The 13,287-nt window shown below is 67.7% G+C and carries 10 protein-coding genes; all 10 read right to left on the reverse strand.

The genetic code is table 11. The annotated features are described in order from the left end of the window. Positions 1 to 99 precede the first annotated feature (99 nt). Complete coding sequence (locus ABIA71_RS04630; protein ID WP_354283524.1) at positions 100 to 2,469, reverse strand: methyl-accepting chemotaxis protein; 2,370 nt, start codon at positions 2,467 to 2,469, stop codon at positions 100 to 102. A 96-nt stretch (positions 2,470 to 2,565) separates the two neighbouring features. Beyond that, positions 2,566 to 2,949: a hypothetical protein gene (locus tag ABIA71_RS04635; protein WP_128095882.1), complete on the reverse strand. Its 384-nt coding sequence runs from the start codon at positions 2,947 to 2,949 to the stop codon at positions 2,566 to 2,568. A gap of 152 nt (positions 2,950 to 3,101) precedes the next feature. Continuing rightward, complete coding sequence (locus tag ABIA71_RS04640; protein WP_128095881.1) at positions 3,102 to 3,593, reverse strand: chemotaxis protein CheW; 492 nt, start codon at positions 3,591 to 3,593, stop codon at positions 3,102 to 3,104. 614 nt (positions 3,594 to 4,207) lie between these two features. Next, the gene (locus ABIA71_RS04645) at positions 4,208 to 4,987 is read right to left on the reverse strand and encodes a flagellar brake protein (protein ID WP_354283526.1); all 780 of its coding nucleotides are present in this window, start codon (positions 4,985 to 4,987) and stop codon (positions 4,208 to 4,210) included. Between the two features lie 177 nt (positions 4,988 to 5,164). Further along, positions 5,165 to 7,405: a methyl-accepting chemotaxis protein gene (locus tag ABIA71_RS04650; RefSeq protein ID WP_354283528.1), complete on the reverse strand. Its 2,241-nt coding sequence runs from the start codon at positions 7,403 to 7,405 to the stop codon at positions 5,165 to 5,167. A 791-nt stretch (positions 7,406 to 8,196) separates the two neighbouring features. After that, positions 8,197 to 10,173 (reverse strand): chemotaxis protein CheA, encoded by a 1,977-nt coding sequence (locus ABIA71_RS04655; RefSeq protein ID WP_354283530.1) that lies wholly within the window; start codon positions 10,171 to 10,173, stop codon positions 8,197 to 8,199. Between the two features lie 57 nt (positions 10,174 to 10,230). Further along, entirely contained in the window at positions 10,231 to 10,596 is a 366-nt protein-coding gene (locus ABIA71_RS04660) for a response regulator (protein WP_038688521.1), read from the reverse strand. Continuing rightward, positions 10,593 to 10,901, reverse strand: coding sequence for an STAS domain-containing protein (locus ABIA71_RS04665; RefSeq protein ID WP_128097726.1), 309 nt, complete (start codon positions 10,899 to 10,901; stop codon positions 10,593 to 10,595). Before ABIA71_RS04665 ends, ABIA71_RS04660 begins: the two co-directional genes overlap by 4 nt. A gap of 230 nt (positions 10,902 to 11,131) precedes the next feature. After that, positions 11,132 to 12,505, reverse strand: coding sequence for a chemotaxis protein CheW (locus tag ABIA71_RS04670; protein WP_354283532.1), 1,374 nt, complete (start codon positions 12,503 to 12,505; stop codon positions 11,132 to 11,134). After that, positions 12,502 to 13,284, reverse strand: coding sequence for a ParA family protein (locus ABIA71_RS04675; protein ID WP_354283534.1), 783 nt, complete (start codon positions 13,282 to 13,284; stop codon positions 12,502 to 12,504). Before ABIA71_RS04675 ends, ABIA71_RS04670 begins: the two co-directional genes overlap by 4 nt. Between the last annotated feature and the right edge of the window lie 3 nt (positions 13,285 to 13,287).

The following is a 13,287-nucleotide window of genomic DNA, read 5'->3' on the forward strand; positions in this document are numbered from 1 at the left end:
CCACCCATGGGGTGGCTCTACCGGCGGTTGTGCAAACAAAAAAGGCCCCGATGGGTATCGGGGCCTTCCGTCATGCCAGGTTACAGCGCGCAGGCGCGCTTAGAACTCCTGCCAGTCGCCGTCGGCCAGCTCGGTGGCGACCGGGCGGGCCGCTGCACGGCGGACCGGGGCCGGCGCTGCGGCAACCGGGCGTGCGGCACGCGGGGTCGGGGCCGCCACGGCTACCGGCGGCAGCACCACGTCATGCGCGTCGAGCTTGAAGATCGACACCGCGTCGCTGAGGTGGCCGGCCTGTTCTTCCATCGAACGCGCGGCAGCGGTGGCTTCTTCCACCAGCGCGGCGTTCTGCTGGGTGGTTTCGTCCATCTGCACCACGGTCTGGTTGACCTGCTCGATGCCGGCCGACTGTTCCTGCGAGGCGGCGGAGATCTCGGCCATGATGTCGGTCACGCGCTGCACCGAGGCGACGATCTCGCCCATGGTCGCGCCCGCCTTGTGCACCAGTGCCGAGCCGTCGTTGACCTTGCCGACCGAGTCGTCGATGAGGCCCTTGATTTCCTTGGCCGCACCGGCCGAACGCTGGGCCAGGGTGCGCACTTCGGAGGCAACCACGGCAAAACCGCGGCCCTGTTCGCCTGCACGCGCGGCTTCCACCGCGGCATTCAGCGCCAGGATGTTGGTCTGGAAGGCGATGCCGTCGATGACCGAGATGATCTCGGCGATCTTCTTGGACGAGGTCTGGATCGCGCTCATGGTGGTGACCACCTGGCCGACCACTTCGCCGCCCTGGCTGGCCACGCTGTGCGCGCCGATGGCCAGCTGGTTGGCCTGGCGGGCATGCTCGGCGTTCTGGCGCACGGTGGAGGTCAGTTCCTCCATCGACGCCGCGGTTTCTTCCAGGTTCGCCGCCTGCTGTTCGGTACGGCGCGACAGGTCGCTGTTGCCCGTGGCGATCTCGCTGGCCGCCGAGCTGATGGCCTGGCTGGAGTGCTTGATCTTGGTGACGATGCCGCTGAGCTGTTCGGCGGTGGCATTGGCGTCGTCGCGCATGGTGGCGAACACGCCCTGAAAATCACCGTGCATGCGCACCGTGAGATCACCCTGCGACAGTGCGGTGAGCAGGCCGGAGATCTGCTCGATGCTGGCCGCGTTGGCGTCCAGCAGGCCGTTGATCTGCTGGGCCAGCTGAAGGAAGAAACCTTCCTTGCCATCGGCGCGGATGCGGCCGGACAGATCGCCGGCGGCGGCCTGGGCAATCACGCGGGCCACTTCGGCTTCGACCAGCGCTTCGGGCGTGCGGTCGCGCCACTCGACCACGTGGCCGACGCTCTCACCGTCCTGGTTGCGGATGGTGGACACCACCTGGGCGAACTGCGCGTCGCCGAACTGCATGGCACGACGGGCCACGCCGTTCGCCTTGAGGTTGTTCAGCAGGTTGGCATCCATCTCGCCGCGGTGCTCGAGCACGGTCAGCGGGCGGCCCACCAGCGAGGTGCCGGCATCGAAGTCGGGCAGGTGCTTGCGCAGCTCATCCTGGTACTGGGTCAGGCTCTGCTCGAGTGCGCGGTTGGCGTAGACGATGTTGAGCTGGTTGTCGGTCAGGTACACGCCGGTGGAGCTGTAATCCAGCGCGGTGCGGATGCGCAGGTTCTCGCGGGCGATGGCCTGGTCGGTTTCGGTGCGCTCGCGCAGGTCGCGCTGCATGCGCTGCATGGCCTGCATCAGGTCGCCGACTTCATCCTTGCGGGTGACGTCGATATGGCCGTCGAGCTTGCCGCCGGCCACGTCGTTGGCGACCGACACGGCGCCGCGCATGCTGCCCACCAGCGAACGGGCGAACAGGTACACCAGCACCAGGCCGAGGGCGGCACCGCCGAGCAGGGCGATGACGGTCAGGGTGGCCGACGCGGCATAGGTCGATTCGGCTTCCTCGCGCGAGGCGCGGGCCAGGCGGTTGTCTTCGGCAATCAGCGCTTCGAGCGCCGAGGAGGCTTTCAGGTGCTTGGTGCGGGTTTCGCCGACGAAGGTGTCCACGGCGTCATCGGGGAGATCCAGTTCCAGCATCTCGGTGACGGCATCGTAGGAGGCCAGCGAGTCTTTCCAATCCTTGGCGAAGGTGTCGAACAGCTTCTTCTGCTGGGGATTGTCGATCAATTCGGGGTATTTCTTGATGGACAGGTCGATCTTGCCGCGCAGTTCGGCGGCGCGCTTCTTGGCGTCGGCCTTGACGTCGTCGCTGGCGCGGATCAGGCCCTGGTAGGCCGAGTTGCGGTATTCGCCCACCATGCCGCGGATTTCACCGGCGGTGCGGATGCTTTCCATCCGGTGGCCGGCCAGTTCGGTGGTGACGTTGTTGAGCGAGTACAGCCCGCGATACGCCACGATGCCCTGCAGCAGCATCACCAGCAGGAGGACACCGAAAGTCAGCATCAACTTCGGCATCAGTTTGAGGTTGTTGATCCAGGGCATGGGCGGTGCGATCTCCAGTGGCAAACGCGTCCGGGCGTCGTGCCCGGTTGCAGCGACCACGCCGGCCAGTGCCGGCGTGGCATGGCGTACGGCGGATTACTTGATGTTGGCGAGCTTGAGGCCGGCCGGCGAGCTGACTTCGATTTCAGCACGCGATGCGTCGCGGGCGATCTTGCCGATCACGCAGACGGTCTTGCCTTCCAGGGTTTCCAGCGGGAAGCTGAACTTGCCGCGGTTGGCACCGGCGATGCGGGCCGAGAAGGTGTGGCGCGGGAACGCGCCGCCCATGTACAGGAAGGTCGGCTGGCCTTCGGAGCCTTCGGCGTAGCGGGCCTTTTCGACCTTGCCGCAGACCATGCCGTCCTTGCCGACCGAGCGCGGTGCCATTTCCGGCGGGATCATCTCGGCCGACTGGGCGAAGGCGGACGAGGCAGAGGAGGCGAGGACGGCAACCGAGAACAGCGCAAGCAGGGACTTCATCGGGAATAATCTCCGGGGGAAATTGGACGAGTTGGCCCGGCCTTGGGCAGCCCTACACAGCCGGGTCCTGAAGCAGCTATCGGCCGTCGCGCAGGGAACTGAAGAACTTTTTTCACGATCCCGGTCGAATCGACCGGGATGGCGGGGTGCGATCAGGCGGCGGCGTCTTCAACGTGGGCCGGCTGGCCCATGTCGGCGCTGTCGAGCAGGGTTTCGATATCCAGCAGGATCAGCATGCGATCGTCCTGGGTGCCGATGCCGGAGATGAAGCGGGTATCGACGGCGGCGCCGAACTCGGGGGTGGGGCGGATCTGGTCGGCGTTGAGCGGGATGACGTCGGAGACGCTGTCGACGACGATGCCGACGACGCGGTCTTCCACGTTGAGCACGATCATCACGGTGAAGGCGTCATACGTGGCCTTTTCCAGGCGCAGCTTGAGGCGCAGGTCGATGACCGGGACGATGGTGCCGCGCAGGTTGATGACGCCCTTGATGTAATCGGGGGCATCGGGCACGCGGGTGACCGAGTCGTAGCCGCGGATTTCCTGGACCTTGAGAATATCCACGCCGTAGTGCTCGGCGCCGAGGGTGAAGCTGAGGTACTCGCCACCGCTGCTGGCGGCGTTGGGGTTGCTGTCGTTCATGGAAGGAATCCTGGGTCGGGCGTGGCGGTAAGGAAAAACCGGGCGTCACGCTCAATATCGGCCTGGAGTGGGGCGACTTTAGACGGGGTGTGATTGGCGGCTTCCAGCTATTCGCTGCTGATGGCCAGCGGGCGGTGCCAGGCCCTGCCGGGACACGCCGTGAACCCATCCCTGGGGGCTCGTGGGCGCCTTGCTCGTTTATGCAATCCTGCACAAACGGCAAGACCGGGGTTGGGCGTCCTGCCCAACCCGTCCGGCGCATGCGCCGGACCCATGGCGCCCAACGGTCCCGGCAGGGCCTGGCACCGCCCGCCCCACAGAATGCGTGATCGGTGGGATAAAGCCGCCCGTGGTGGGGAGGGGTAGTGCCGAGCGTTGCTCGGCACCTACACCCCCACCCCGCGCTGCGTGCTCTTGCTCTCAACACGGCGAAAGCCATCTGCGCTGGGGCGGTACGGGTGGGTTGGCGGGACCGTTGGGCGCCATGGATGGCGCCCACGAGCCTCCAGGGATGGATTTACGGCGTGTCCCGCCAACCCACCCGTACCGACCCACCCCGACAGCACCGAACCGCCGCAGTTGCGGTTGCAGTTGCTCCCAAGAAAAGCAGCCGCCTAACTCTCCCCATTCTTGCGGGCGCTACGCTGCCGGTCGATGCGGAAAATGTAGCGCTGGATCGCACTGTCGCCCCCGCGTGGCAGCGTGTCGAAACGCATCCCCACCCGCTTCATCTCCACCCCGTTGGGCAGCTTCACCGCCAGCTGATTGCACACGATCAACGCAATCTGCAGCGACCCGCCCTCCGGCATGTCCAGCCGCGCGTCATAACGCTTCTGCAGCGCGAACACATTGCAGTCCACCGGCACCGTCACCGCCAGACCGCCGCCACTGATGTCCACCACCCGCAGACTCAACGCCTCGCTGCGGTCCTCGTTGATCGGGAACAGCAACTGCGGTGAATCGGTGATCGGCGTCTCCAGGCGGTACAGCTCGCGACGCTGCAGGTGCACCAGCTCGCTCGGGAACGCCACCCGGAACGCCACATGGTGCGTACTGCCCACGCGCTCCAGATGGTCCAGCCGGAACCGTACCATCACCTTGTCCAGCTGCGCGAAGCACAGCAGGTGCCCGGCTTCCTCCGCCGCCCGGTTGGCCGGCTCGGACGGACTGCCGTCGAGCAGCAGCATGTCCTCGTCCTCGTCCAGCTCCAGGATCGCGGTCGGGAACGACTGGTCCCGACCGCCCAGGTGGGCATTGATCAACGAGCGCTGGTCGATCAATGCCTGCAGCAATTGACGGATCTGCCGGGGATTGCGGACCAGGTAACGATCGTCCGCGCCGTCGTCGTGCGCGGCGTGGGGATCGTCGTGTGCGTCAAGGCTGCCTTCGGACATGGATGCGTGCTGAATTGAGTGGGCGCCGCCGGCGGGATTTACCGGGGCTCTGTCCGTTTATCGGCAGCGGTTCACATTAATGTAGGGCCAATCCGTGTAGATCACATTGCCTACCCCAGACGCACGACACCCCGCCGAAGCGGGGTGCCGTGGACAGACGTCACAGACGAGGACGGCTTAGAACTCCTGCCAGTCGCCTTCATTGGCCAGCACCGGCTCGCGCACCGCGGGACGGCGCACCGGCGCTGCCGCCGCACGCGCACGCGGTGCCGCGGCCGCCGGGGCACGGGGGCTGGCAGCCGACACGCTGGCCACCGGCGCCGCCTGGCCGTCCAGCTTGAACAGCGCCACCGCATCGGTGAGGTGGCCGGCCTGCTCTTCCATCGAACGGGCGGCGGCGGTGGCTTCTTCCACCAGCGCGGCGTTCTGCTGGGTGGTTTCGTCCATCTGGGTGATGGTCTGGTTGACCTGCTCGATGCCCGCCGACTGTTCCTGCGAAGCGGCGGAAATCTCGGCCATGATGTCGGTCACGCGCTGCACCGACGCCACGATTTCGCCCATGGTCTCGCCAGCCTGGTTGACCAGCGCCGAGCCCTCGGCCACCTTGCCGACCGACTCGTCGATCAGGCCCTTGATCTCCTTGGCCGCACTGGCCGAGCGCTGGGCCAGGGTGCGCACTTCGGAGGCCACCACGGCAAACCCACGGCCCTGTTCGCCTGCACGTGCCGCTTCCACGGCGGCATTCAGCGCCAGGATGTTGGTCTGGAAGGCGATGCCGTCGATCACGGTGATGATGTCGGCGATGCGGCGCGAGGACGCGTCGATTTCGTGCATGGTGCTGACCACGCGGCCGACCACGTCGCCGCCCTGGCTGGCCACACCGTGCGCGCCGATCGCCAGCTGGTTGGCCTGGCGGGCGTGTTCGGCGTTCTGGCGCACGGTGGAGGTCAGTTCCTCCATCGACGCGGCGGTTTCTTCCAGGTTGGCGGCCTGCTGCTCGGTACGGCGCGACAGGTCGTTGTTGCCCGAGGCGATTTCGCCGGCGGCGGTGCTGATGCTGGAGGACGCGTGCTGGATGCGGCCCACGATCTGGGTAAGCTGGGCCACGGTGGTGTTGGCGTCGTCGCGCATGCTGGCGAACACGCCGTGGAACTGGCCCTGCATGCGTGCGGTCAGGTCGCCGTTGGCGATCGACTGCAGCAGGTGCGACAGCTGCGACAGGTTGCCGTCGGCCACTTCCATCATGGTGTTGAGGTGCTCGATCATCACCCGGAAATCGTGATCGAAGCGCAGCGCATCGCCGCGCTGGCTGAAGTCACCGGCCGCGGCCGCCTGGGCCAGCGACTGGATCTGGGTGTTGATGGCCAGCAGGCTGGCCTTCGCGGCGTCCATCGATTCGTGCAGGATCGCGCGGCTGCCGGGCAGGCGGCGGGCGTTGGGCGACAGGTCACCGGCGGCGTACTGGTTCAGCACCGCGATGGCGTCCTTGATGGCATCCAGGTGATCGAACACCACCGTGTTGGTACCCACGGCCAGCTCGCCGTACACGCCCGGGAAGTCGGTGGGCATGCGGTGCGAAATATCCGGGCCGGCATGCATTGCGGCCATCTGCCGGGTTTCCTCGGAGTAGCGGCGCAGCATGCTGGTCATCTCGCCGGTGGCGGCCAGCATCTGCCCGGCCTCGTCGGCGCTGGTGGCGCGGATGGTGACGCTCAGGTCGCCGCGGGCCACCGACTTGATGGCGTGCACGGCCTGGCCCAGCGGACGGGTGATGATGCGCGAGATCATGAAGGCCAGGCCGGCGGCCACCAGCGACAGCAGCACCATGCAGCAGATGATGGCGATCACGCTGGTGCGGTGGGTGGCATTGGCCGCGGCGATCTTGCTGGCCATCAGGCCGTTGCTGAACGCACCGAGCGCCTTGAGGTCATCGAACAACTGGCGGCGGGCCGGGCGCGACTTCTCGTCGGAGACCTGGCGGGCCAGCGCACCGTCACCGGCGGCGACGGCGGCGCGCAGTTCGACGTTGGCGGCGAAGTAGGCATCGGTGTCGGCGGACACCTTGGCGAACAGGGCGCGTTCGCGCTCACCGGCCGGCAGTGCCGCGTAGGCCGCCAGTTCGTCGCGGACCACCTTGGCGGTGGTCTCCATGCGCTTGTTGTAGTCGGCGACCTTTTCCGGCTGGTCAAACATGCTCACCTGCGCCATTTCGTAGGTGCGGAATTCACCCAGCTGCGAGCGCACCTCGCCCAGGTGCTGCACCGACGGAATGTCGTTGCTGGCCATCGCGCCCAGTTCGGCGTTGGCGCCATTGAGGCGGACCAGCGCGAAGGCACCGAGGATGACGGTCATCAGGGTGGTGAGGGTAAAGCCCACGGCCAGTTTGCGGGCGATGGGCAGATCGTGGAACCACTTCATGGCAGGAACTCCGGGCAGGGCAGTGGCGCGCAGCCGTGGGGGCGCTGGGCGTGAGGTCGTGGCGAATGCGGGATGGGGCGAGGGGCGCGTGACGGTGAAGTCAACGCTCTCCCGGGATAGCGGCGACGCGACGTCGCAACTTGAGTGTTCGATGTCACATTTTTTCGCGCGGTTCATCCGCGCCGGGTAAAGCGGCATTGGTTGCATAAGCAAGCAGCGGCAAGGCGTTCGATTCGCAGCACAAGCAGGCGCATCAGTACGCCAACGTATCGCCACAGATCAACATCACAGTTTCAAAAAAAGGGACGCAAACGCACACGCGCGCACGGCAATGCCGACCACAGCCCGGTAGCGCATAACCCGGTAGTGCCGGCCGCTGGCCGGCAACGCAGCAATCGGTAGTGCCGGCCGTTGGCCGGCAAGCCCATGACCCCATCCGGCACCGCGAGGAGCCGGCCAGCGGCCGGCACTACCGGTGGCGGGCGGAATGAGGAGCCGGCCAGCGGCCGGCACTACCGGGTGGCAGGCGGAATGAGGAGCCGGCCAGCGGCCGGCATTACCGGGTGGCAGGCGGAATGAGGAGCCGGCCAGCGGCCGGCATTACCGGGTGGCGGGCGGAATGAGGAGCCGGCCAGCGGCCGGCACTACCGGGACGAAGGCCGGGGACTCCCAAACGAGGAGCCCCCGCTAGTAGCGGGGGCGCGCCGACAGGCGGGGGGTGTTGGCTGCTGGTGAAGCGGCGCCCAAAGTTTGCAACGCAAACTTTGGGGATCCTTCGCGATCGCGAATGATCAAGCCGCCTGTGGCATCCGCAACGACCGCACCAGGCCACCGATATCCACGATCAGCGACACCCGGCCATCGCCGAGGATGGTGGCACCGGACACGCCACTGATGCGGCGGTAGTTGTTCTCGATGTTCTTGACCACCACCTGCTGCTGGCCGACCAGTTCGTCCACTTCCAGCGCGATCTTCTGGCCATCGCCTTCGACCACCACCACCAGCGAGTCGTCCTTGGTACGCCCGCCGAACCCGTAGTACTCGCTGAGCGAGAGGATCGGCAGGTACTCGCCACGCACCCGCAGCACGCGGCCTTCGCCGGCCATGGTGCGCACGTCCTCGGGCTGCGGCTGCAGCGCCTCCAGCACGTAGGCCAGCGGCAGGATCACCGTTTCACCGGCCACCGCCACGGTCATGCCGTCGAGGATGGCCAGGGTCAGCGGCAGCCGGATCAGCACGCGGGTGCCATTGCCGGCCTTGCTTTCCAGCTGTACTTCGCCGCCCAGTGCCTGGATGTTGCGGCGGACCACGTCCATGCCCACGCCACGCCCGGACAGATCGGTAACCGCGTCGGCGGTGGAGAAGCCCGGCTGGAAGATCAGGTCCCAGACCTGCGCGTCGGTGGGGTTGTCGGGCACGCTCAAGCCACGCTCGAGCGCCTTGGACAGGATCTTGTCGCGGTTCAGGCCGCGGCCGTCGTCGCTGACTTCGATGACGATGTGGCCGCCCTGGTGCGAGGCCGCCAGCGTGATCGTGCCGGTCTCGTCCTTGCCGGCATCGCGGCGGACATCGGGCATTTCCAGGCCGTGGTCGATCGAGTTGCGGACCAGATGCACGAGCGGATCGGCGATCTTCTCGATCAGGCCCTTGTCCAGCTCGGTGCCTTCGCCGATGGTGCGCAGGCGAACGTGCTTGCCCAACCGCGAGGACAAATCGCGGACCAGGCGCGGGAAGCGGCGGAACACCGCGTCCACCGGCAGCATGCGCACGCCGATGACCGCTTCCTGCAGGTCGCGGGTGTTGCGTTCAAGCAGGTCCAGGCCGGCGAACAGCTGTTCGGCATGCACCGGGTCCAGGGCGTGCGACACCTGCTTGAGCATGGCCTGGGTGATGACCAGTTCGCCGACCAGGTTGATCAGGGCATCGACCTTTTCCACGGCGACGCGGATCGAGGTTTCTGCTTCGTGTGCGGCCGGGGCAGCGGCTGCGACAGGTGCCGCCGCAGCTGCAGGTGCCGGGGCGGCCACCGGGGCCGCTGGCGCGTGAGTGGCCAGGCTGGGCGGTGCGGCCGGACGGATGTCCAGTTCGCAGTCGTCCACGACCCAGGCGAAGGTGTCTTCGATCTTGCTGCGCGGCACCTTGCCGACCAGGCCGAGGTCCCACGCCAGGTGGGCTTCAAGCGGGTCAAGCTGGTCGAAGCCGGGCAGGCGGTCCAGCCGCGCGGCCACCTGCAGCGAGCCCAGGTGTTCCAGCTCGCGGATGATGCGCAGCGGATCGTTGCCGCTCATGAACAGCGACGGCGAGGGCACGAAGCCGATCTGCCACGCTTCGGGGGTGTCATCCACCTTGGCCGCGGCTACCGGCGTGGCGGCAGCCGCCTGGCCCGACAGCACTGCTTCCAGGCGCGCCTTGATCGCGGCCACGGCCTGCGGGTCGGCAGGCTGGCCGTGCTCGGCTTCGCGCAGCAGGGCGCGCAGCACGTCCACCGAGGACAGCATGGCGTCGACCGCGGTGGCTTCCAGGGCGCGCTTGCCGGCACGCAATTCGTCCAGCAGGGTTTCCAGCACGTGGGTCAACGCGGCGATCGCGTCGAAGCCGAAGGTGCCGGCGCCGCCCTTGATGGAATGCGCGGCGCGGAACACCGAATTGATGATTTCCGGGTCCTGCTGGCCCGATTCAAGCGCCAGCAGGCCAGCCTCCATTGCATCCAGCCCCTCGCGGCTTTCTTCAAAGAACGTGGCGTGGAAACGTTGCAGATCCATGCTCATGGTGCGTGGGGTCCGGTTGCGAAGGGAGGGAGGGTGGTGCGGTGGTGTGCGCCGGGATCAGCCCAGCACTTTCTGCACGGTGGCGACCAGCTGTTCGGGGTTGAACGGCTTGACCAGCCAGCCGGTGGCACCGGCGGCCTTGCCTTCGGACTTCTTGTCGGCGGCCGATTCGGTGGTCAGCATCAACATCGGGGTGAACTTGTAGTCGGGCAGCTGGCGCAGCTCGCGGATCAGCGAGATGCCGTCCATGTTGGGCATGTTGACGTCGGTCACCACCGCGTTGAACCGCTGGCCCTTGGCCCGGCCCAGTGCGACGGCACCATCTTCGGCCTCTTCGACCGAAAAGCCGGCCGAGGTGAGGGCGAAAGAGACCATCTGGCGCATCGACGCCGAGTCGTCCACCACCAAGATTCGTGCGCTCATGCAGCGTTCTCCACAGATTTCAGGTTGTCATGGGTTGCGTCCAGGCCGAGGGCCTGGGTGAGGCCGAGCAGTCGCGCGGCATCACGGAAAGTGGCAGTGCAACCGTCGAATCCGGTCGGGTGGCCTGCCTGGCGGCGGGCGTCGACGAATGCGCACAGGACCTGCATTGCTGCGGTATGGATACGGCTCACCTGGCTGGCATCCAGCGTCAGTTCGCCGGCCTGGTCCACCAACGGGGCCAGGCGGGTTTTCAGCTCGGTGCTGGTCTCGATTCCGAGATCACCACCCAGGGCAACAGTGCTCATGTTTGCTCCGGACAAACGGTTCCGAGAGAGATAACGGCCTGCGCCCACAAAGCTTTAGGGGAGGTGCGGGAGATCTTCATCATTCGGTCGGCCGCCCCGCCCGCGGGAGGGGTAGAGCCACCCCATGGGTGGCTGCGCCGCACGGGATGAGGCACACCCGTCGTCATGCCGTCACGACGTCGAACAGGACGGCAGCCACCCATGGGGTGGCTCTACCGCGTGGGGGGCGGTCAATTCAACAGCTGGGTGGCATCCAGCAGGATCATCGGCTGGGCGCTGATCCGGGCGACGCCACGGAACAGGTCGTTGGAAATCTGGCAGATGCGGGCGGTATCGGGCGGCTCGATCTGCGAGTCGGTGAGGTTGGCCACGTCTTCCACGGCCGACACGCGCAGGCCCATGGTTTCGCCGTCCTCCTCGAGCACCACGATGCGGGTGTTGGCGTCTTCCTGGGCCGGACCGGCGCCCAGATGGATGCCCAGGTCCATCACCGGTACCACCTGGCCGCGCAGGTTCATGATGCCCAGCATGGCGTCGGCGGTACCGCGCAACGGCAGCAGCGGCACTGGCAGCACCACTTCCTGCACCTTGAGCAGTTCCAATGCGTAGGCCTGGGCGCCGCAACGCAGGCGCAGCCAGCGCGAGGTGCGCTCGCTGGCCCGACGGTTCTCGCGCGGACTGGAGGCCGGGTTACGCGCCTGCGCCTGCAATTCCTGCCAGCTGCCTGGTCGGGTGTGGGCCGGTGCCGGGGCAGCGCTGCGGGCGCTCGGGGCACTCATCGGCATCGGTGGGGGCATGGTGCGGGCGGCGGGTGTTGGGGTGGGGGTGGGAACGGGACGGGCAGGCGCGACGGGCATTGCTGCTGCGGCGACGGCCGGCGCACTGTCGTGCAGCACGTCGTCGGGAAGGTCGTCCCAGCTCGGCCTGGCCGCGTCCGCGCCTGTGGCCGCAGCCGGCAGCGCCGCAACCGGTGGGCCGAGTGCGGGGTCGTTCATCAGCTCGTCGAGCAGGGCCAGGTTGGCTGGCGCGCCGGGCGAGGTCGGGGTGTCGTGGACGGTCGCGAGGGTCTCGACCGGAGGGCCGAGCGCGGGATCGTTCATCAGCTCGTCGAGCAGCGCCAGGTTGGCTGGCGCGCCGGGCGAGGTCGGGGTGTCGTGGACGGTCGCGAGGGTTTCGACCGGTGGGCCGAGCGCGGGGTCGTTCATCAGCTCGTCGAGCAGCGCCAGGTTGGCCGGTGCGCCGGGCGAGGTCGGGGTGTCGTGGACGGTCGCGAGGGTCTCGACCGGTGGGCCGAGCGCGGGATCGTTCATCAGTTCGTCGAGCAGGGCCAGGTGGGCCGGTGCACCCACGGCGGTGGGGGTGTCGAACGGCGTTGCGGGCGTGGGCGCGTCGCTGTCCGGGTCGATGCCGGGGGCGGCATCGGCCAGCGCGTGGCGGGCGAACTCGGCGCTGATCGCACGGGCCACGCCATCGGCTTCGGCGTCGTCCTGCGCGGCCACCGTGGCGGCCGGCGGGGCCGATGCGTCTGCCTGCACCGGCGCAGCCGGGACGGCATCGCCCAGCAGTTGTTCCAGGTAGTCGTCGAGCACGCCGGCGGTGGTCATGCCGCGCGCTCCATCTGCAGCGCGTCGTCGGCGACGATCCATTCCAGGGCACGGCGGTACGCGGCCAGGCCGCGGCCGGGGTAGTCGTCGGACTGCGCCGGAACGGTCAGGCTGGCGGCGTTGCAGATGCGGGTGTCGACCGGAATCGCGTCTTCCCAGACGCGGTGGCCGTGCGTGTCCTGCATCAGCTTGACGGTTTCGTTGCCGGCGCGGGTGCGGCGGTCGAACAGGGTTGGCAGGATCGACATCGGCAGCGGGCGGCGGCGCGAACGCTCGACCATCTCGCCGGTCCGCACCATGCCGTCCAGGCCATGCAGGGCCAGCGGTTCGGCCTGGGTTGGAATGATCAGGCGGTCGGCGGCGGCCAGCGCGTTGATCATCAGCAGGCCCAGCGTGGGTGCGCAGTCCAGCAGGATGTAGTCGTGCTGGCCCTGGTGGCGGGCAAACGCGTTCTGCAGGGCCAGGCCCAGCCCGGGCTGGTTGGCGCTGCGCCGTTCCAGGGTGGCCAGCGCGGCCTGCGCGCACACGTAATCCAGGCCGGGAATATCGCTGTGGCGGCTGAGCGAGGAGAGCTCGGCCGGCGGCGCGCCGAACAGTTCCAGCACGCCCTGCGGCGGCGGGTCCAGCGGCACGCCGAAGGCGCGGGTCAGCGACGAATGCGGATCAAGATCGATCAGCAGCACGCGGTGGCCCAGGGTGGCCAGGCCACGGCCGAGGGCCAGGGTCGTGGTGGTCTTGCCCACGCCGCCCTTCTGATTGGCGATTGCCCAGATGCGCATTCG

Source organism: Stenotrophomonas sp. 2619 (assembly GCF_040548725.1).
Taxonomy (GTDB): domain Bacteria; phylum Pseudomonadota; class Gammaproteobacteria; order Xanthomonadales; family Xanthomonadaceae; genus Stenotrophomonas; species Stenotrophomonas maltophilia_AP.